This window comes from Halobellus marinus, from assembly GCF_032113415.1.
GTDB classification, from domain to species: domain Archaea; phylum Halobacteriota; class Halobacteria; order Halobacteriales; family Haloferacaceae; genus Haloquadratum; species Haloquadratum marinus.
On sequence record NZ_CP134946.1, the window covers coordinates 1,282,051 to 1,300,912 of the forward strand.

Here is an 18,862-nt window from a genome sequence, read left to right on the forward strand (position 1 = left end):
ACGAATCGTCCCCTCCTGTGGTGTCCCACAGTATATACTCCTCCGGGATCGTACCCTCCTGTATGCCTATGTCGGACGACGACGCAACGACCCGAGAGCGGATCGCGGCCGCGTTGCGGACGGAACCACACGGGGCGACGGCGCTCTCGGCGACAGTCGGCGTCCCGAAATCGGCCGTGTACCGGCACCTCGATCACGTCGCCCGGAGCGTCGAGAGCGCGACCGACGACGAGCAGTTCCTCGTCGCGCCACCGGAGTGCCGGGAGTGTGGATTCGATCGCTTCGACGATCCGCTGAACAACCCCTCGCGGTGCCCGGAGTGTCGCTCCGAGCGGATCGCGGAACCGGAGTTTCTCATCGAGTGAACGGTCGTTGCCGTCTGCTTCTACACGCTGCTCGGAGCGGCTCGCCCGCCTAATCGTCGCCGTGCTCGTCGACGATGACGACCTCCCCGTCCTCGACGCGGACGTTGATCAGCGTCTTCACGTGGTGGCCGCTGTCGTCGAGTTCGTTCGGTCCGGCCTTCTTGATCACGGCGACGGTGTCGACGATCTCGGCGCCGATGTTGTCGAGGGCGTCGAGCACCGCCCGCATCGTCCCGCCGGTTGAGAGGACATCGTCGAGGACGAGCACGCGGTCGCCCGGGTCGACGTCGTTGATGTACATCTCGCTCTCGGAGTAGCCGGTCTGTTGGCTCAGCGGTTCCTCGCCGTCGAGGCCGTACTGCCGCTTCCGGATGACGACGAGCGGGATATCCGTCATCAGCGAGACCGCCGTCGAGATGTGGATTCCCATCGCCGCGGGCGTGACGATCTTGTCGACGTCGTCGATCTCGGCCTTCCGGATGATCTTGATGACGATCTCCCGGAGGAGTTCCGGACGGAGCATCGGAACGCCGTCGCTGATGGGGTGGACGAAGTACTCATAGTCTCCCTTCTCGATGATCGGCGCATCCAGCAGCGACCGCCGCAGTTGGTCCATGTCGACGGTTCTCCGGGTCGAAAATAAAATCTGGCGGTTCGGGCGCCGGAAGACCCACGACGGACGGTGCCCGGACAGTTTCGAACGACCGTTTAAAAACCCGCTGTCGATACCGGACTGCCCCGACGGCGGAGCGGAAGACGTATTTGGTACCCTTAGTAACGGTATCGTAACGTATGCATCGAGCGACCGACGGGCGGCAGTCGGCGGCTTTCCTAGCGGGTGGTAGCTGATGGGCGCCGACAGCGCTCGCATTCTCGTCCCGGTCGGCGAGTCCTCTACGCTCCGAAACACCGTCGCCTACGCCGTCCGGGAGGCGAAGGCGGCAGCGGAGGAGGGGGCAGAATCCGCAACTGTCCACTTCGTGTATCCCGCTCGCTGGCGGAGCGTCGACGGCGGGTCGGCCGACGATGCTGAGGCCACAGAGAATCTCCTCGAACGAGTGACCGTCTGGGCGCGAGAGGATCTCGACGACGAGACGGACGCGCCCCCGTCGGTCGATATCGAGACAGCGGTCGTCGGAATCGACCGGTATCTGTTCAGCCCGGGAGACTATGCGGATATGGTCGCCGCGTACGCAGCCGACTATGATCTCGACCGAGTGATCGTCGATCCCGAGTTCCGCCCGGGAGGGAGCGCGCCGATGCTGCGCCCCTTCGAGGTCGAACTCTCGCGGACGGGTCTTTCGGTCGAGGAAGCCCCGGTCGAGCGGCAGACGGCCCGAACCCGCCTCGTGTCGCGGACGACGATCTCGAAGGGAGTGCTGACATTCGGCTTGAGCTACGCGTTCTATCTGACCGTCGCCGGGTCGGTCTCCCCGTTCAACCTCGCGACCGGCGCGCTGACGGCGATTCTGGCCGCCGCTCTCTTTTCGAACGTCACGCTCGTCACCTCGCCGTCGCTCCGGAGGAGCACGCTTCGGACCTTGCGGATGGGACTGTTCGTGCCGTATCTGGTCTGGGAGATCATCAAGGCGAACCTCTCGATCGCCTACATCATCCTCCACCCCGACCTCCCGATCGACCCCGAGATGCAGCGGTTTCGCGCCGCCGTCTGGGGCGGGCTTCCGGTGACGACACTCGCGAACAGTATCACGCTCACGCCCGGGACGCTGACGGTCGACGTCGGTCCCGAGGGGCTCGAAATCCACACCCTGACGGGGGACGCCCGCGATGGCCTCGCGGGCGGGAGCCTCGAACGCGCAGTCCGGTTCGTCTTCTACGGCCGCGGCGGCGCGCGGATCCCGACGCCGACGGAGCGAGAGAGCATCTCGGTCGTCGCAGGAGCGGGGGCCGATGAGACGGCAGATTCTGCGGAATCCGTCGTCGCCGAGTCGGATCCGGAGGTCGATTCGACGACAGAGGCCGGACCGGTCACAGCGTCCGAGTCGACGAGAGAGTCCGAACCGCCCTCCGAGGGAGGTGACGCCTGATGGCGGTCTCGGGGCTGCTCGATCTGATTCTCCTCGGCGCGGCAGGCGCGTTCGTGCTGTTCGCGATCGTGTTGGTCTACCGGATCGTCGCCGGGCCGACGATGCAGGACCGTGTTATAGCGGTCAACGGCATCGGCACCAACGCTGTCGTCGTTCTCGCGCTGCTTGCGGCGGCGCTCGATCAGCCGGGCTTTCTCGACGTGGCGATCGTCTACGGCCTGCTGAACTTCCTGATGAGCATCGCTATCTCGAAGTTCACCGTCGAGCGCGGTGGGGTGATCTGAATGACGATCACGGAACTGCTGGTCCTCTTTCTGGTCGCCTCGGGGACGTTCTTCGCGTTCGTCGCCGTCGTCGGGATCATCCGCCTCCCGGATCTCTACACCCGGGCGCACGCGACGTCGAAGAGTGACACGCTCGGGATCCTCCTGACGCTGGGCGGTGTCGCGCTCGTCTTCGGCGCGGATCTCGCGGTCCTGAAGACGGTCCTGCTCGCGCTCCTGCTCTTCGTGACGAATCCGACGGCCGCACACGCGATCACGCGGGCCGCGTACGACCAGGAGATCACCCCCTGGACGGCCGACGACGCCACACCGACAACGGAGGGAGAAGAGTGACGCCGGAATCGATTGCACTGTACGCCACGCTCACCTTCTCGGTCCTCGCGGCCGTGGCTGCGACGCTCCTCCGCGACGTCCTGAATTCGATCATCGCCTTCGCCGCGTTCAGCTTCGGGATCGCCGTCGCGTGGATCCTGCTCGCCGCGCCGGACGTCGCGCTGACCGAGGCCGCGGTGGGTGCAGGCATTACGACGGTTTTCTTCCTCGTGACGATCGCCCAGACCGTCCGCCCGCCCGGCGAACGGTTGCTCGAACGGATCGAGTGGCGCTCGGTCGCGATCGTCGCCGTCCTGATGGGATCGCTGCTCGCGACCGTCCGGTCGCTTCCGGCGGTCGGTTCGGCCGACTCGCCCGTGGCGACGTCGCCGATCACGGCGTACTACCTGGATAACGCTTACACCGAAACCGGCGTCGAGAACGCCGTAACTGCCGTGTTGGCTGCCTACCGCGGGTTCGACACGCTCGGGGAGGCGACGGTCGTCATCGCTGCCGGCGTCGCGGTGCTGCTCGTTCTGCGACAGGAGGCCTACGTATGAGTGCATCAGAACCGAACGGAACGTACGTAGAGAGCACGATCATCATGACGACGGTCCGCATTGTCGTCCCGTTCGTCTTCACGTTCGGGCTGTTCGTGATGTTCCACGGCGCGGAGTCGGCCGGCGGCGGCTTCCAGGGCGGCGTCCTCGTCGCCGCGGCGATCCTCCTTCTGGCGTTTGCGTTCGGCATCGAGTCGACGCGGATGTGGCTCGAAGGGCCGGGCGTCCGCACGGCCATCGCGGTCGGCGGCGCCACTTTCGCATTCGTCGGCATCGGCGCGGTTGTTGCGGACGGCGCGTTCCTGGAATACGCCGCGTACGGGTTCGGGACCAAAGGCGTCAAGTACGGAATCGAACTCGTGGAACTCGCGATCGGAGCGGTGGTCTCCGGCGTCATCGTGGCGCTGTTCTTCAGTCTCGCCAGCGGCGACTTCGAGGGCGTCTCCGGCCCCCGATCCGAATCCGAGTCGAGAAGTGACGACGGCGACGCCGATGCCGACACGACGGGAGGTGAGGCCGCGTGATCGACCTGCTTTCGACGCACTACAACTACCTCGTGTTCGTCGCGCTCGTGGGAATCGGGCTCTACGCCGTCACCGCTAGCTCGAACCTCGTGAAGAAGGTCATCGGCCTGAACATCTTCCAGGTCGGTATCTTCCTGTTTTTCGTCACGAGCGGCTTCGTCGACGGCGCCGCGCCGCCCATAGTCGGCCACGGGTCGGGGCCGTACGCGAGCCCGCTGCCACACGTGCTCATCCTGACTGCCATCGTCGTCGGCGTCAGCCTGACTGCGGTGGCGCTTGCGCTCATCGTTCGGATCTACGACGCCTACGGAACCCTCGATGAAGAGGCGATTCGGGAGGTGCAGCTGAATGACTGACGCACTCGCGTTGCTCGTCGTCGTGCCGATCGTGTTGGCGCTCGTGCCGATCGCGATCGGGCGACTCTGGGACCGTTCCGGCTGGGTCGCGGCTGCGGTCGCCGCGCTCGCCCATCTCGGGCTGTCGCTTTCGGTCGCGAGGTCGGTGTTTGCGACCGGCCGATCCTCCTATGCGGTCGGCGACTTCACGCCGCCGTTCGGCATCGAACTCGTCGCCGACGGCGTCTCGGCGACGCTCGTCCTCCTCGTGTCGGCGGTGACCCTCGGTATCGTCCTCTACGCCCGGACCGCGGGCCCCCACTCCAGCGGCTTCTACAGCGGCCTGCTTTTGCTCACCGCGGGGATCTCGGGCGTGTTCGTGACCGGGGACCTGTTCAATCTGTACGTGTTCATCGAGATCACCGGCCTTGCGACGTACGCCCTGGTCGCGACCGGCCGCTCGCCCGCCGCGGCGATGGCGAGCCTGAAGTACCTCCTCGTGGGCACGATCGGCGCCTCGCTGTATCTGCTCGGCGTCGGCTATCTCTACATCTCGACGGGCTCTTTGAATATGGCCAACCTCGCGGAACTGCTGCCGACTGTCGGCTACGACTCGCCGCTCGTGTTGACCGGCTTCGGGCTGATCGTCGTCGGCCTCGCAGTGAAGACGGCGCTCTTCCCGCTGCACACCTGGCAGCCCGACGCGTACGCCGAATCGCCCGACAGCGTGACGGCGTACATTTCGGCGCTCGTCTCGACCGCCGCGGCGTACGCGCTGTTCCGCATCATCTACGTGGTGTTCACGCCCGCATTCGACGCAGCGGTTCCCTTCGCGCTCGATACGCTCGTGATCCTCGCGTCGGTCAGCGTGGTAGTCGGCTCGGTACTCGCCGTGCTGCAGTCCGACCTCAAGCGGATGCTCGCGTACTCCTCGGTCGCGCAGTTCGGCCTGGTGATCGCGGGCTTCGCGGTCATCAACACGACGGCCGCGACCGGGGGACTCGTTCACCTGGTCGGCCACGCGGTGATGAAGGCGGGCCTCTTCGTCGGCGTCGGCGCGCTCGCGGGCGTCGCGGGCGGCCGCACGGTCGACGATCTCGCGGGTATCGCCGACCGGGCGCCGGTTGTGAGCGCTGCGGTCGCGGTGCTCGCGTTCGCACTCGTCGGCGTCCCCCCGGCTGTCGGGTTCGCCGGCAAGTGGCACATCGTCCTCGGGGCGGTCGAGGGGGGCCGGCCGATCGTCGCCGCTGTTGCGGTCGTGAGCACGCTCCTGACGCTCGCGTACTTCGCGCGGGTGATAGAGCGGATGTACTTCCGCGAGGCGCCCGCGCTCGACGACGTGGCTGAGGAAGCGGCCGAGAACGCAGTGGCCGCCGACGGTGGATCGCAGTCGGAACCGAACGACGACGAAGCCGCCACCGGAGACGACCCGGACGCCGGTGACGAAGCTGACTCGGGTGCCGACACCGGCGCCGATCCGGACGACGACGCTGACCTGCCGTCCGAGATCCCGAGCGTCTCGTTCGAGGCCCGACTCGTGGTCGTCGCTGCCGCGGTCGGCGCGGTGCTGCTCGGGCTGTTCGCGTCCGATCTGATCGCCTTCGTCGACCCCGTGCTGGAGGTGTACTTCCAATGACCGAAATCGACTCTCTCAGGCCGCTTCTGGCGGTACTCATCCCCGCCGTCGGGGTTCTCGCTATCGTCGCATCGCACCGGAGACCGAACGTCCGCGAGGGCGTTACGATCCTCACGGCGCTCGCAACGCTGGGGACCGTCGCGAGCCTCCTGCCCGCGGCGCTCGCGGGCGACGTTCTCGTCTCGCGGCTGGGGACGTTCGTCCCCGGCATCGAACTGGCGCTCCGCGGCGACCCGCTGGGAATGATCTTCGCGCTGCTCGCGAGCGTCCTCTGGCTCGTCACGAGCTTCTACAGCATCGGCTATATGCGCGGTCTCGACGAGCACTCCCAGACGCGGTACTTCGCCGCGTTCGCGGGCAGCGTCGGCGCGGCGATCGGCGTCGCGCTCGCATCGAACCTCGTGGCGCTGTACGTCTTCTACGAACTTCTGACGGTGGCGACCTATCCGCTGGTCGCCCACGACGAGAGCGACACCGCGCGCCGGGCGGGCCGGAAGTACCTCACCTACACCTTCGGCGGCGGCGTCGCGGTGCTCGCCGGGACGGTGCTGGTCTTCTGGACGACCGGGACGGTCGCGTTCACGCCGGGCGGCATCGCCGACCTGGCGACCGCGGATCCGATTCTGGCGCGTGCGGCGTTCGCGCTCCTCGCCGGCGGTTTCGGCGTGAAGGCGGCGCTCATTCCGGTCCACTCGTGGCTCCCGGACGCGATGGTCGCCCCGACGCCCGTCTCGGGGCTCCTGCACGCGGTCGCGGTCGTCAAGAGCGGCGTCTTCGGGATCGCGCGGGTCGTGCTCGACGTCTTCGGGCCGGAGACGGTCTCGCAACTCGGCGTCGGGCTCCCCCTTGCGGCGGTGGCCGCGGTCACCATCCTCGTCTCCAGTATCATCGCGCTCAGGCAGGACAACCTGAAGCGCCGGCTCGCGTACTCGACGATCAGTCAGCTCTCCTACATTGTGCTGGGACTCGGACTGCTCTCGCCGGCGGCGCTGATCGGCGGGCTGCTCCACATCCCGGCGCACGCGTTTATGAAGCTCACCCTGTTCTTCTGTGCGGGCGCGATCCACGTGGAGACCCACACCGACGATATCAGCGATATGGCCGGGATCGGCCGGCGGATGCCGCTGACGATGGCCGCCTTCGGCGTCGCCAGCCTCGGGATGGCCGGGCTGCCGCTGCTGGCCGGTTTCGTGAGCAAGTGGTATCTCCTGATCGGCAGCATCGACGCCGGCAACGCGGTCTTCGCTTTGGTCCTGCTGACCTCGGGACTCTTGAACATCGCCTACTTCTGGCCGATCGTCTACCAGGCGTTCTTCCAGACCGCCGAGGACGCGGATCAAAAGCCCCTCGTCGAGTTCCCGATCGGTGGCCGGCCGCTCCGCGCCGACGGCGGTGAACGGACCGACGGGAGAGACGAGGAGACCGGCGACGCGTCCGACGAAACGGGGGGCGACGAGACCGGCGACGCGTCCGACGAAACGGGGAGCGACGAGACCGGCGACGTGTCGGACGAGACGGAGAGCGACGAACCCGGCGACGCGTCCGACGACATCGAGGACGTCGAGATCCGCGACGTGTCTGCCGACTTGGCTGCGGACGACGCTGCCACAGTGGGCGACGACGACGCCACAGTGGACGACGACGACGCCACAGTGGACGACGACGACGCCACAGTGGACGAGCGCGAGTCCGACGGCTGGTCCGATCCCGTGGCCGCCGTGGATTCGGTCGGGAATCCGGACGTGCCGGTCGACGGCGTCGATCGGGTCGAACCCGACATCGAACCGTCCGAGGAGGAGAGTCAAGTCGAGATCGAAGCCCGGATCGAGGGCGACTACGCGGTGGATCGACATCCGAGCGATCACCTCGACGACACGGAGGAGCCAACGTCGGAACCGGACGCCGACGAGCACTCGACCGTAGAAACGGCCGTCGAGGCCGACGAGCACGACGACCACGATCACCACGGCGGCCCGCCGCCGTCCGGGTGGGAGCGCCGCGGTCTCGGCGCCGAGAGCACGTGGTTTATGCTCGGGCCGATCACGGCCGCCGCGGCCGGTGCCGTCGCGCTCGGCCTCGCGCCGCGCGGGATGGTCTTCCTCGCGCTCATCGAGCGGGTGGTCTTCGAGGTCACGGGGGTGGTGTTCTGATGAGCGCCGCTGCACTCCCGTCCGTGGCCATCCTCGCCGCCGAGAGTTCGGTGTCGCTGCCGACCGCCGACGTCCCGACCGTCGTGCCGCCCGCCGTCGTCGTGCTCGCGGTCGCGCTCGTCGCGCCGCTGCTCTCGCGCCGCCTGGGCCACGCCCTGGGCGTCCTCGCGACCGGCGGCGTGGCCGTCTGGTCGCTCGTCGTCCCCGCCGGGGTGTACCTGGAGACCTCGTTCCTCGGCTTCGAGGCGGTGCTGCTCAACGTCGACCCCTTCTCGCGGCTGATGGGCGTCATCTTCGGGCTCATCGGGGCGGCCGCAGTGCTGTACTCCTACTCCTCGGCGGCGGAGAACCGCCAGACCGCCTTCGCGCTCGGCTACGTCGGAACGAGCCTCGGCGCCGTCTACGCGGGCGACTGGCTGACGATGGTGTTCTTCTGGGAACTGATGGCCGTCACCAGCACGCTCTTGGTGTGGGACTACGGCGGCGAGGCCGTCCGGGCGGGCTTCCGGTACGCGATCTACCACGGTCTCGGCGGGAGCCTGTTGATGGCGGCGGTGGTCTGGCAGTACACGCAGGTCGGCTCGTTCCTCTTTACCGCCGCCGACGGCATCGTCGCCGGCGTGCCGGCCGTCCTCGCGGCGGTCGGGATCGGCGTCAACGTCGGCTTCGTGGGTCTGCACACGTGGCTGCCCGACACCTACCCGCGCCCTCACGTCGCGGCAAGCGTCTTCCTGTCGGTGTACACCACGAAGACGGGCGTCTACGGACTCGCCCGGGCGTTCCCCGACGGCAACCTCGCGATCGCCTATATGGGCGCGGCGATGGCGCTCGTCGGCGTCGTCTACGCCCTCCTGCAGAACGATATGCGGCGGCTCCTGTCGTATCACATCCAGTCGCAGGTCGGCTATATGGTCGCGGGGGTTGGCGTCGGCACGGCGCTCGCGACTGCGGGCGCGTTCGCGCACGTGTTCAACCACATCCTCTACAAGGCGCTTCTGTTTATGACCGCGGGCGTCGTGATCGCGCGGACTGGCAAGCAGAGCCTGAAGTACCTCGGCGGCCTGGGGCGTGTGCTGCCGGTGACCGCGCTGGCCTTTACTGCGGCGGCGCTGTCGATCAGCGGCTTCCCCGGGTTCAACGGCTTCGTCAGCAAGGGGATGATCACCGCGGCCGCACACAAAGAGCACCTCGATGGGATCTTCTACATCCTGCTGGCCGCGGGCGTCGGGACGTTTATGTCCTTCATCAAGTTCGGTTACTACGCGTTCCTGAAGGAGGGGACGGGGACCTGGACGCTCCAGCCGTCGGCTACCGGACAGCGCGTGGCGATGCTCGGCGTCGCCGCGCTGTGTGTCGTCCTGGGACTCTACCCCGACGCGCTCTTCGCGCTCCTGCCCGGCAGCACCGCCGACGCGCATCCCTTCACGCTCGGCCACCTCGGCGAGGGCTTCCTCCTCGCGGCCCTCGGGGTCGTCGGCTTCGCGGCCCTGAAGAAACCGCTCTCGAAGATCGGGACGGGCATCGACGTCGACGTCGTCATCGAACCGGCCGCCTTCTACGGCACGCGTGGCCTCGTCCGCGGCGTCACGGAACTCTTTGCGGCCGTCGACCGACTCGTCGTCATCGGGACGACGGCCGCGGTCGACGTCGCATCCGATCCGTATACCGTCGCCCGCGGGACGGTGGGGCGGCTGTTCGGGATCACGGACGAGGACGTCCGCGACGGGAGCTTCCGTGCGGGTATCGCCACTAGCATACTGCTCGTTCTCGCCGTGCTCGCGGCCACGCTGGTCGGGTTACTCTGAGCCGGTCGTTTTCGCCGATCGCGGCACCACTGACAACCGTCGGTAGGAGACGACAATAGGCCGAGATGGCACGTTCCGGCGCCACCTCCCCGCGAGCCGTGCCCACCGCCAACGTTCGCGGAGCGAAGCGGTGCTCTCGCTTTCGACACGCGGAGTGAGTACTCGCTTTGCCGCCTTTTTGACTACGAACGAATAACGGATTAATAATTAATATGGATATCAAGGACAGTTCCGTATCTGAACGAAGTATTTATGACGTTCTGTCCTTTTCTTTCTAGTAGACAATTGTACCGGGTACGCTACGAAACACACCAATGATCGATGCACACGTACTGGTCCTCGGCGGGGGGCAAGTCGGGTGCCGCCTGGCGGAGGATCTGTTCAAAGACGGCGCGGACGGGGTGACGGTCGGGTTCCTCGACGGCGACGAGACGGCCGTCGAACGGGCGATCGGGGCCGGTGTTCGGGCCGCGCAGGCGCCCGTGTCGGATGCGGACTCGACCGTCGTTGCCGCGACGGCCCGTGCCGATCGCGCGTTCCTCGCGAGCGGGAGCGACAGCACGAACCTGCTTTTGGCACAGCGGATCCGGCTCTCGGAGGCGGACATCGAGACCGTCGTCGTGATCAACGACCCCCGGAATCGCGAGGCGTTCGAGGCGCTGGGTGTCGAGACCCTGTGCCTGGCAGCGATCCTCTCCGAGGGGGTCCGCGAGCAGGTCTCCGGAGGCCTCACGGCCGCTCCCGGACGGTCGGGAGGAGAGGGCGACGCTCGATCGGCTCAGGATCGGTCCCCCGACCGGAGGGACTGCTGACGTGCCGAAAGCACTCGAACGCGACCTCGGTCTGCCCGCGGTGTTGGCGATCAGCATCGGTGCGATGGTCGGCAGCGGCATCTTCATTCTCCCGGCACTCGCGATCAAGATTGCCGGACCCGCCGTCATCTTCGCGTACGTTCTCGCGGGTGTTCTCGTCGTCCCCGCCGCCCTCTCGAAGGCGGAGATGGCCACGGCGATGCCCGAGGCCGGCGGCACATACCTGTACATCGAACGCGGGATGGGGCCGCTTTTGGGCACCGTCGCCGGCATCGGCACGTGGTTCGCACTGTCGTTCAAAGGCGCTCTGGCGCTCGTCGGTGGCGTTCCGTACCTGCTTCTGTTGTTCGACGTGCCGCCGAGCGTCACGACGCCGGTTGCGCTCGGGCTGGCCGTCCTGCTCGTCCTCGTGAACGTGTTCGGTGCCAAACAGACCGGTCGGTTGCAGGTGATCATCGTGATCGTGATGCTCGCTGCGCTCGTCTGGTTCGTGATCGGCGGCGTCCCCGCCGTCCGGCAGCCGAACTACACACCCTTCTTCGAGGGTGGCATCGGCGGACTGCTGGCGGCGACGGGGCTGGTCTTCGTCTCCTACGCCGGGGTGACGAAGGTGGCAAGCGTCGCCGAGGAGGTGTCGAATCCCGACCGCAACATCCCGCTCGGAATCCTCGGCTCGCTGGCCTTCACGACCATCCTCTATGCCCTCATCGTCACGGTGATGATCGGCGTGACCGACCCGACGAACATCGCCAAGAGCGCGACGCCGATGGCCGTCGCCGCCGAGGCGACGCTCGGTTCCGCGGGCGTCGGCGCCGTCATCCTCGCTGCGCTCTTGGCCCTCGTGAGCACTGCGAACGCCGGTATCCTCTCCTCGTCGCGGTACCCCTTCGCGATGGCTCGCGACGCCCTCGTTCCCGACTCGATGGCGTCGGTGAGCGAGCGGTTCGGGACGCCCTCGAACTCCATCACGCTCACCGGGGTTGTCCTCCTGATTCTGATCGCCTTTGTCCCGATCCTCGAGATCGCAAAGCTCGCGAGCGCCTTCCAGATCCTCGTCTTCGTCCTGGTCAACGTCGCTGTCGTGGCGTTCCGGAACGGCAGCACGACCTACGAGCCGTCCTTCACCGGGCCGTGGTATCCGTGGGTTCAGGTCTTCGGCGTCGTCAGTGGTCTGGTGTTGCTGACGCAGATGGGGGCTGTTCCGCTTGTCGGTGCCGTGGTCCTGACCGTCGCCGGCGTCGGCTGGTTCCTCGTCTACGGCCGGAACCGCGTGGACCGCGAGGGCGCGGCGGTCGACGCGGTCCGTCGGCAGGTCGGCCGCAACGCCGTCGATCGGACGCGCAGGGTGATCAACGACGGCGGGGTCGATTACCGGGTTCTCGTCGCGCTCGATCACGAGGTCTCGAAGGCGGAGGAGCGGCCCTTCGTCCGCGCGGCGGCCGCCGTCGCCCGCGCCAACGACGGTGAGGTCGTCGTTACCCGGTTCGAGCAGGTGCCCGATCAGGTGTCGCTGACGTACGCCTCCGAGACGGAATCGCCGGCAGACGTCCAGTTCGAGACGCAGACGGGCGAACTCGACGACGAGTTCGACGTTCCGGTCAGCAGCGGGACGATCGTCTGTCACGACGTCCGCCACGCGGTCGTCAACTACGCCGACCACGCAGACGCGGATCTGCTCCTGATGGAGGACGCCGCACCGTCCCGGGGGCTTCGCGGGCTCCTGTTCGGCTCGGACGTGGAGTGGGTGCTCCGTCACGCGCCCTGCGACGTCGGCCTCCTGAACGTGGGCCCGGAGGGGCTGGGCGACCTCGATATCGTCGGTGTGCTCTCCGACGAGGGCCCCTACGATCCGGCGAAGATCGCCGTCGCCGACGCGCTGGCGGTCGCCGGAGGGGGGTCGATCACGCTGGCGTACGCCGGCCGCCCGGACGCCTCGGAGATCGAAGAACGGACGCTGCAGGACTACCACGCCGAGGTCGCCGCGCTCTGTTCGGTGCCGGTCGAGAGCTGTGTCCCGTTCGGGGACACGGAAAACGCCGAGGCCTTCACCGACGCGGACCTAGTTGTCGTCAGTGCCAAAGAGCGGACGAACGACGCGATCGCCGCGTATCTCACGGGTACTGACCGCCCAGTGCTGGTCGTCCACCAGCAGGAGTCCGAAGTACACGGCCGACTCGTCCGTGCGATCGAGCGGCGGCTCTTTTGAGCCGCTCTGCCTGCCAGCGGCGTTGCTTCCGTCTCGAAGCGCGGATACGGCAGAACATAACACATATTTAGTGTACGATATGCACACAGTGTATGGCCGCAGTCGACCTCGATGACCTCGACCGATACATTGTCTACGCGCTCCAGCGTGACGCGCGACATACCTCCAGCAGCGACATCGCCGAGGCGAAGGGCGTCTCGGCCAGCACGGTCCGCAACCGGCTCTCGAAGCTCGAATCGGCGGGGATCATCCGCGGCACCCACGTCGACGTCGACTACGAGCGGATGGGTTATCAGCTCTACACGATCATCTTCTGTACCGCACCCATCCCCGAACGCGAACGGCTGGCGGAAGAAGCACTCGACGTCGAGGGCGTGATCTCCGTCCGGGAGATTATGACCGGCGAGGAGAACGTCCACATCACCGCTGTCGGCCGCGACAGCGACGACCTGAGCCGGATCGGCCGCGAACTCAGTTCGCTCGGCTTCGAGATCGTCGAGGAGGAGATCATCCGCAACGAGTACACCAACCCCTACAGCCCGTTCGCCGAGGGCGTCGCCGACGCTGACAACGATCAATAGAATTTCTGCGGCGCGATCGCAGTGGAGACCCACCTCCACCGGCAAATAGAATTGTGATAATACATAACACAGTTTTATGCGTGAGATCGAACAACACACCTCGACAGACGGCGACGAGGTCACGCTCTCGACGGGGCAGACCCTCGAATTCCCGGTCCCGATCGACAGTACGATCAGCAGCGTGATCCTGCCGGCAGACTGGGATGCCGCCGCCGGGCTGTTGCCGCCGGGCCTGTCGCCCATCCGCGCGGGCCTCGGGACCGCGGCGGTCTGGCTGATGGGTGCCCAGCACCGAAATGTCGGCGGCGGCGCGCTACAGGACTACAACGAGTTCGCGCTGATGATAAGTGCAACCGCGGGCGATCCGGCGGGGATCCCCTACGTCTCGCCGCTTTCGCGGACCGAGACGTACGTGTGGTATATGCCGGTGACGACAGAGTCCGCCCGGGCGTTCGGCGACGAACTGTGGGGGTATCCGAAGGTGGTGGCCGACATCGATATCGAGGAGCGAGACGGACGGCGACGAACGCGGGTGACTGTCGACGGCGACCACCTGCTGACGTTCGCCGTCGAGCGGCCGCCGATGATCCCCCGCGACGACACCCTGATCACGTACGCCGTGCAGGACGAGACGCTCCTGCGGATCGAAGCCGATATGATCGGTGAAATGGGCCTGTGGCCCTACACGACCGCATTCTCGCTCACGCTGGGCGAGCACCCGAAGGCCGAGACACTCCGAAGCCTCGACCTCGGCGACAGGGCGTTTGCCCGGCTCTACGGTGAGGGGCGCTTGCGGTTCCCGGCCGGCAAACCAGTGGGGGCCAGCTAATGAGCGCTGTCACTGCGCGCGAGGCGCTCGCGTACGCCCTCAGTCGGGAACTGGCGATCCTCTACGCTGTCGTCCTCGGCGGCTACGTGGCGCTGCTTTTCGCCGGGTGGTTCGCGTCGGGTCTGGCCCTCCGCGGGGGCGGCGGCGGCTTCCTCGGACAACTGCTCGCGGCGGGTCTGTTCCTCGTCGGATTCGTGGCGGTTCTGGGCGGCCTCATCGGGTTCGTCTACAAGGTGATCGCTGACGCAAACCGGGCCGCACGGTCCTGATCCGTCTCATGCTGATTACACTCGTCTCTTCCCGCCGAGCGCCGCCAACGGGAGTGTGCTGGGCGGTAAAACGTGAGCGTAATCAGTATCAGCCGTCGAGCGTCGCGGCCAGCCGCGTGGCGATCTCCGCGCCGAGTTCGGTCTTTGTCCCGGCGAAGGCGACGGCGTCGTCGGCGTCGACGAACAGCGTCCGCGTCTCCTCTTTGCCCATCACCGAGGCGTCGTTGGCGACGACGAAGGCGAGGTCGGTCCGGTGCAAAATCCCGCGTGCGGCCTCGATCATCGCCTCGTCGTCCCCGGACGTTTCGGCTTTGAAGCCCACGATCGGGAGGTCAGGGTGAGTCTCCCGGACGCCGTCGAGGAGTTTCGGCGCCGGTTCGAGCGTGAGCGTCCGCTCCTCGCCCGAGCGGAGTTTCTCCGCGGCGGCCTCGACGGTGTAATCCGAGATGGCGGCCGCCGAGACGAGCGCGTCGGCTCGCTCCCGGCCGTCGACGTCGCTCTGCTCTCGCTCGTCGCCGTCGCCTCCCCCCACCGCCGCCAGGGTCGCATCGTGCATCTCGGCGGCCGATTCGACTGTGACCGTCTCCGCGTAGTGGACCTCGCCGCCGTCGTGGACGAGCGTGACGTCGGCGCCGCGGACGTGACAGGCCCGGGCGACGGCGCGGCCGGTCTTCCCCGAGGCGCGGTTCGTGATGATCCGCACGGGGTCGATCGACTCGGCGGTCGCACCCGAGGTGACGACGACCCGCCGTCCCGCGAGCGTGTCGTCGGTCGTCGCGCGGGCGACCGCCGTCACGATCGCTTCCTCGCTTGCGATCTTCGCTTTCCCCTCTTCGATCCGGGGGTCGACGAAGTCGACGCCCCACGATTCGACGCGCTCGACGGCGTCCAGCACGCCCGGGTGGTCGTACATCGGTTCGTGCATCGCGGGCGCGACGACCACGGGCACGCCCGCGCCGAGGGCGGTCGTCGCACATGTCGTCACTGGCGTGTCGTCGACCGCGCTCGCGACCTTGCCGACGGTGTTCGCCGTCGTGGGCGCGAGCAGGAGGACGTCCGCCCAGCCGTCGCGGCCGCAGAGTTCGACGTGCTCGACCCGGCCGGTGAGTTCCGTCACGACCTCCCCGTCGGTGGCGAACTCGACGGCCCAGGGGTGGATGATCCCCTGTGCGCTCTCGGTCATCACCCCGCGAACCGTGGCCCCCTGGCGCCGCAGCTCGTGGGCGAGTTCGACCACCTTCACGGCGGCGATACTCCCCGAGATTCCGAGTGCGACGTTGACGCCGTCTAACATCGATCGCAGTTCGGAGCGGGCGGTGTAAAACTCCCCGGTGTCCGTCAGGCCGGGCCATCGCGCGATCGGGACTGGGACGGCGGCGGCACCGCACCACGATTGACGCCGTTTCGGTGGTGAGACTTCGGTATAACCCTCCGGACCGATTATCAGTCATTGAAACTGATCCCTCGTGATATCAACATCCCTCATATACGGTACAGTACCACTTGAACGGCTTCAGAGGGCTCAGATTAGGAGTATAGTTCGTTCACAAATCCGCCTTCACGATCCGTTCTCGGAACCTGCAATGGCAATCAAACCGTGGCGCAATCCGCTCGTCGTCGTCGGGGGAACGATGCTCGCCGTGACGGTCGTCGCCAGCGTCGTCGCGACGGCTTCGCGTCGAGCCATTATCACACAGGCGAGCCTCCCAGTGCTCGTCGGCGTCGGCCTGATCGCGTACGGCTGGTATGCGGCCGACGAGCGAACGGACCGGTTCGGACAGACCGTCCTCCAGTGGATCGGGTACGGGATCGTCGCGTTCTTCGTCGTCGGGTACTGGTTCGGTCAGGTCAGCCGGACGTTCGATACGTCGTTTCTGTTGGCGGTCGTGGGTTCGCTCGGGACCGGCGCCGCCTTCGGTGCGACCGTCGGGCTGTACTCGGCGCGACTCAAGCGCTCGAACGAGGATCTCGCCGCGAAGAACGAACAGCTGGATCAGTTCCTCGGCGTCGTCAGCCACGACCTGCGGAACCCGCTCAACGTCGCCCAAGGCCGGCTCGAACTGGCCGCCGAGGAGTGTGACAGCGACCATCTCGAACCGATCGACAGGTCGCTCGACCGGATGGATACGCTGATCGACGACCTCCTGACTCTCGCCCGTCAGGGCGAGGAGATCGAGGAGACCGAACCTGTCGACCTCGCGACGGTGAGCGAACGGTGCTGGGACAACGTTGCGACAGCCGACGCCTCGCTCGTCGTGGATGCGGACCGGACGATCGGGGCCGACAGGAGCCGGCTGCAACAGTTGCTGGAGAACCTCTTCAGAAATGCAGTTGAACACGGCGGCGACGACGTCAGGATCACCGTGGGCGAACTGGCGGATGGCTTCTACGTCGCCGACGACGGCCCCGGAATCCCCCGGGACAAGCACGAGGACGTGTTCGAGAGCGGCTACACCACCGCGAGCGACGGGGCGGGGTTCGGACTCGCCATCGTGGCCGAAATCGCCAGCGCTCACGGCTGGACGATCGACGTCACCGAGAGCGACGAGGGGGGCGCGCGTTTCGAGATCACCGGCGTCGGCTCGTGAGCGGGACCCAGTTCGGAACTCGGTCCCCGAGAATACGTCCGAACTCCAGTCAGTACTCCGATCCGGGCTCGTAGAGCCGCTCGTCGTCGGCGGCGTCGACCGAGGCGAGCCCGCCCGGCTGGCTGCCGGTCTCGACGGTGAGTTGCCAGCGACGGTCGCCGAGCGGGGTCGCCGAGGCGAACCGGAAGGTCGTCTCCGGCAGCCTGCGGGCGATTGCGATCGACAGCGGGAGCGTGGGCAGCCGTCCCGTCCGCTCGGCGAGAGCGTAGTCGCCGAGCGTGACTGTCCAGCCGTCGCCGTCGGCCGCGGGCGTGACAGTCCCGGACCCGACGAACCCGACGGTTTCGAGGTTCCCGATCGCCGCGCGGATGCCCGCTTCCGGGCGGAGCGACGTCCCCCTGTCGGCACCGCGGAGGGACGCGGCAGCGGCCTCGACCACAGGGACCTGCTCGGCACGGTCTGTGCGCGCTGCAAGTTCGCTCGTCAGGCTCCACAGCATCGTGAGACAGAAGTCGTCGCGGTCGGCGACGACCTCAGCGAGCGTGAGGTACGTCTCCATCGCCGCCGACTCGACCTCCCGAAGCCCGACGTCCGAGAACGCTTCGAGAGTTGCGCCAGCCACGTCGTGACAGAACGAGAGATAGCGGAGCCGCGTGTCCGCGTCCGCGGCGGTTGCGACACCGTTCGGCCCGTTGGCGACGTCGTGGACCAGCGGTTCGTAGAAGGGAACCTGCGGGTCGTACTGCCGGAGCGTCGCGCGGTACTCGGTCGCGGCGTCCGCTGCTTCTGCGGCCGTGTCCCGCTCGCCGAACCGGAGGCCGGACACAGGCGAGGGTTCACAACCCGTCCGCCCGCAGACCACCGCGTAGGGGCCTTCGGGCGCCGCCAGCCCGTCGACGTGCCGGCGGATATCCAGAAGCGTCGCCCCAACCATCGTCTGTGATATGATCGCTCTGCGACAAGTACGTTCCGATCGGCGACAACGCTTTTTAACCGTACCTCCCAGGGGCCGGTGTGGACGAACTCGTTGTGAGCACGGTGGTCTATCTACCGGCCAGAGAGGTCTACGACTTTCTCGTCGATTTCCCGCGCTACACCAAATACTCGAAGCACCTGCGGAACGTCGTGCGGCGGCGCGGGGACGGCGGCGCGGGCACGCGCTACGCGCTGCGGTTTGCGTGGTGGAAACTCACTTACACCGTCGAATCGGCGGTCACCGACGTCGAACCGCCCGAACGCATCGAGTGGGAGATCGTGAAGAACCTCGACGCCGGCGGCCGCTGGCGGATCGAGGAACTCGACGAACTCCCCGACGACGCTCCCGCGGACGCCGAGGCGGCCTCGCGGGTTTCCTTCGAGGTTGCTTACGACCCTGGATCGGCGAACGAGGGCGGAATCGATCTCCCGCGGTTCGTCTCCCTCGAGTGGGTCGTCGATCGGATCAAACCCGCGATCACGAGCGAGGCCGAGCGCCTCGTCGAGCGCGTCGTCGCGGATCTTGAAGGATCCCCCCGTCCCGTCGATCTGACCGTCGAGCGGCGGTCCTGAGCGACGCGAC

Annotated in this window: 20 protein-coding genes; 17 read left to right on the plus strand and 3 right to left on the minus strand. The window is 67.1% G+C overall.

The window, feature by feature from the left end; genetic code table 11:
* The first annotated feature begins 62 nt into the window (after window positions 1-62).
* Window positions 63-365, plus strand: coding sequence for a transcriptional regulator (locus RJT37_RS06600; RefSeq protein WP_390209011.1), 303 nt, complete (start codon window positions 63-65; stop codon window positions 363-365).
* A 49-nt stretch (window positions 366-414) separates the two neighbouring features.
* On the opposite strand, the gene hpt is transcribed toward RJT37_RS06600, so the two are convergent.
* On the minus strand, window positions 415-981 hold the full coding sequence (gene hpt / locus RJT37_RS06605) for a hypoxanthine/guanine phosphoribosyltransferase (protein WP_313688797.1): 567 nt from the start codon (window positions 979-981) through the stop codon (window positions 415-417).
* Between the two features lie 232 nt (window positions 982-1,213).
* Here hpt and RJT37_RS06610 point away from each other — a divergent pair, with 232 nt between their 5' ends.
* From RJT37_RS06610 to RJT37_RS06675, 14 genes are all read left to right on the plus strand, one after another.
* A complete protein-coding gene (locus tag RJT37_RS06610; RefSeq protein WP_313688799.1) occupies window positions 1,214-2,413 on the plus strand; it encodes a monovalent cation/H+ antiporter subunit E in 1,200 nt (399 codons plus the stop codon).
* Window positions 2,413-2,697: a cation:proton antiporter gene (locus RJT37_RS06615; protein ID WP_311171323.1), complete on the plus strand. Its 285-nt coding sequence runs from the start codon at window positions 2,413-2,415 to the stop codon at window positions 2,695-2,697. Before RJT37_RS06610 ends, RJT37_RS06615 begins: the two co-directional genes overlap by 1 nt.
* Window positions 2,698-3,030, plus strand: coding sequence for a monovalent cation/H(+) antiporter subunit G (mnhG, locus tag RJT37_RS06620; RefSeq protein ID WP_313688801.1), 333 nt, complete (start codon window positions 2,698-2,700; stop codon window positions 3,028-3,030). It begins immediately after the preceding gene.
* Window positions 3,027-3,569 (plus strand): DUF4040 domain-containing protein, encoded by a 543-nt coding sequence (locus tag RJT37_RS06625; RefSeq protein WP_313688803.1) that lies wholly within the window; start codon window positions 3,027-3,029, stop codon window positions 3,567-3,569. The genes mnhG and RJT37_RS06625 overlap by 4 nt, the downstream gene beginning before the upstream one ends.
* On the plus strand, window positions 3,566-4,093 hold the full coding sequence (locus RJT37_RS06630) for an MnhB domain-containing protein (protein ID WP_313688804.1): 528 nt from the start codon (window positions 3,566-3,568) through the stop codon (window positions 4,091-4,093). The genes RJT37_RS06625 and RJT37_RS06630 overlap by 4 nt, the downstream gene beginning before the upstream one ends.
* Window positions 4,090-4,449, plus strand: a complete 360-nt coding sequence (locus tag RJT37_RS06635; RefSeq protein WP_313688806.1) for a cation:proton antiporter subunit C — start codon at window positions 4,090-4,092, stop codon at window positions 4,447-4,449. The genes RJT37_RS06630 and RJT37_RS06635 overlap by 4 nt, the downstream gene beginning before the upstream one ends.
* Window positions 4,442-6,064 carry a proton-conducting transporter transmembrane domain-containing protein gene (locus RJT37_RS06640; protein ID WP_313688808.1) on the plus strand — a complete coding sequence of 541 codons (1,623 nt, stop codon included), beginning with the start codon at window positions 4,442-4,444 and terminating at the stop codon, window positions 6,062-6,064. Before RJT37_RS06635 ends, RJT37_RS06640 begins: the two co-directional genes overlap by 8 nt.
* Window positions 6,061-8,214, plus strand: a complete 2,154-nt coding sequence (locus RJT37_RS06645; RefSeq protein ID WP_313688810.1) for a proton-conducting transporter transmembrane domain-containing protein — start codon at window positions 6,061-6,063, stop codon at window positions 8,212-8,214. The genes RJT37_RS06640 and RJT37_RS06645 overlap by 4 nt, the downstream gene beginning before the upstream one ends.
* Entirely contained in the window at window positions 8,214-10,019 is a 1,806-nt protein-coding gene (locus RJT37_RS06650) for a Na(+)/H(+) antiporter subunit D (protein WP_313688812.1), read from the plus strand. The genes RJT37_RS06645 and RJT37_RS06650 overlap by 1 nt, the downstream gene beginning before the upstream one ends.
* A 314-nt stretch (window positions 10,020-10,333) precedes the next feature.
* Window positions 10,334-10,831, plus strand: a complete 498-nt coding sequence (locus RJT37_RS06655; RefSeq protein ID WP_313688814.1) for an NAD-binding protein — start codon at window positions 10,334-10,336, stop codon at window positions 10,829-10,831.
* Between the two features lies 1 nt (window position 10,832).
* Complete coding sequence (locus RJT37_RS06660) at window positions 10,833-13,037, plus strand: universal stress protein (RefSeq protein ID WP_313688816.1); 2,205 nt, start codon at window positions 10,833-10,835, stop codon at window positions 13,035-13,037.
* 92 nt (window positions 13,038-13,129) lie between these two features.
* The gene (locus tag RJT37_RS06665; RefSeq protein ID WP_313688818.1) at window positions 13,130-13,618 is read left to right on the plus strand and encodes an Lrp/AsnC family transcriptional regulator; all 489 of its coding nucleotides are present in this window, start codon (window positions 13,130-13,132) and stop codon (window positions 13,616-13,618) included.
* A gap of 76 nt (window positions 13,619-13,694) precedes the next feature.
* Window positions 13,695-14,447 (plus strand): acetoacetate decarboxylase family protein, encoded by a 753-nt coding sequence (locus RJT37_RS06670; protein WP_313688820.1) that lies wholly within the window; start codon window positions 13,695-13,697, stop codon window positions 14,445-14,447.
* On the plus strand, window positions 14,447-14,716 hold the full coding sequence (locus tag RJT37_RS06675; RefSeq protein ID WP_313688822.1) for a hypothetical protein: 270 nt from the start codon (window positions 14,447-14,449) through the stop codon (window positions 14,714-14,716). The genes RJT37_RS06670 and RJT37_RS06675 overlap by 1 nt, the downstream gene beginning before the upstream one ends.
* 88 nt (window positions 14,717-14,804) lie before the next feature.
* On the opposite strand, the gene coaBC is transcribed toward RJT37_RS06675, so the two are convergent.
* Window positions 14,805-16,010: a bifunctional phosphopantothenoylcysteine decarboxylase/phosphopantothenate--cysteine ligase CoaBC gene (gene coaBC, locus RJT37_RS06680; protein ID WP_313688824.1), complete on the minus strand. Its 1,206-nt coding sequence runs from the start codon at window positions 16,008-16,010 to the stop codon at window positions 14,805-14,807.
* A 289-nt stretch (window positions 16,011-16,299) separates the two neighbouring features.
* Here coaBC and RJT37_RS06685 point away from each other — a divergent pair, with 289 nt between their 5' ends.
* A complete protein-coding gene (locus RJT37_RS06685) occupies window positions 16,300-17,304 on the plus strand; it encodes a sensor histidine kinase (RefSeq protein WP_313688826.1) in 1,005 nt (334 codons plus the stop codon).
* Between the two features lie 49 nt (window positions 17,305-17,353).
* Here RJT37_RS06685 and RJT37_RS06690 read toward each other — a convergent pair whose 3' ends face one another.
* Window positions 17,354-18,238, minus strand: coding sequence for a DUF7551 domain-containing protein (locus RJT37_RS06690; protein WP_313688828.1), 885 nt, complete (start codon window positions 18,236-18,238; stop codon window positions 17,354-17,356).
* A gap of 80 nt (window positions 18,239-18,318) precedes the next feature.
* Between RJT37_RS06690 and RJT37_RS06695 the strand changes: the two genes are divergently transcribed.
* Entirely contained in the window at window positions 18,319-18,852 is a 534-nt protein-coding gene (locus RJT37_RS06695; RefSeq protein ID WP_313688830.1) for a type II toxin-antitoxin system RatA family toxin, read from the plus strand.
* The last annotated feature ends 10 nt before the right edge of the window (window positions 18,853-18,862 follow it).

What these genes read in the sequence shown, in the direction of transcription:
- RJT37_RS06655 (WP_313688814.1), top strand. Translation starts at nt 10,334, where the DNA reads ATGATCGATGCACACGTACTGGTCCTCGGCGGGGGGCAAGTCGGGTGC.
- RJT37_RS06690 (WP_313688828.1), bottom strand. Translation starts at nt 18,238, where the DNA reads ATGGTTGGGGCGACGCTTCTGGATATCCGCCGGCACGTCGACGGGCTG.
- RJT37_RS06665 (WP_313688818.1), top strand. Translation starts at nt 13,130, where the DNA reads ATGGCCGCAGTCGACCTCGATGACCTCGACCGATACATTGTCTACGCG.
- coaBC (WP_313688824.1), bottom strand. Translation starts at nt 16,010, where the DNA reads ATGTTAGACGGCGTCAACGTCGCACTCGGAATCTCGGGGAGTATCGCC.
- RJT37_RS06640 (WP_313688808.1), top strand. Translation starts at nt 4,442, where the DNA reads ATGACTGACGCACTCGCGTTGCTCGTCGTCGTGCCGATCGTGTTGGCG.
- RJT37_RS06610 (WP_313688799.1), top strand. Translation starts at nt 1,214, where the DNA reads ATGGGCGCCGACAGCGCTCGCATTCTCGTCCCGGTCGGCGAGTCCTCT.
- RJT37_RS06600 (WP_390209011.1), top strand. Translation starts at nt 63, where the DNA reads ATGCCTATGTCGGACGACGACGCAACGACCCGAGAGCGGATCGCGGCC.
- hpt (WP_313688797.1), bottom strand. Translation starts at nt 981, where the DNA reads ATGGACCAACTGCGGCGGTCGCTGCTGGATGCGCCGATCATCGAGAAG.
- RJT37_RS06685 (WP_313688826.1), top strand. Translation starts at nt 16,300, where the DNA reads ATGGCAATCAAACCGTGGCGCAATCCGCTCGTCGTCGTCGGGGGAACG.
- RJT37_RS06650 (WP_313688812.1), top strand. Translation starts at nt 8,214, where the DNA reads ATGAGCGCCGCTGCACTCCCGTCCGTGGCCATCCTCGCCGCCGAGAGT.
- RJT37_RS06615 (WP_311171323.1), top strand. Translation starts at nt 2,413, where the DNA reads ATGGCGGTCTCGGGGCTGCTCGATCTGATTCTCCTCGGCGCGGCAGGC.
- mnhG (WP_313688801.1), top strand. Translation starts at nt 2,698, where the DNA reads ATGACGATCACGGAACTGCTGGTCCTCTTTCTGGTCGCCTCGGGGACG.
- RJT37_RS06675 (WP_313688822.1), top strand. Translation starts at nt 14,447, where the DNA reads ATGAGCGCTGTCACTGCGCGCGAGGCGCTCGCGTACGCCCTCAGTCGG.
- RJT37_RS06645 (WP_313688810.1), top strand. Translation starts at nt 6,061, where the DNA reads ATGACCGAAATCGACTCTCTCAGGCCGCTTCTGGCGGTACTCATCCCC.
- RJT37_RS06670 (WP_313688820.1), top strand. Translation starts at nt 13,695, where the DNA reads ATGCGTGAGATCGAACAACACACCTCGACAGACGGCGACGAGGTCACG.
- RJT37_RS06630 (WP_313688804.1), top strand. Translation starts at nt 3,566, where the DNA reads ATGAGTGCATCAGAACCGAACGGAACGTACGTAGAGAGCACGATCATC.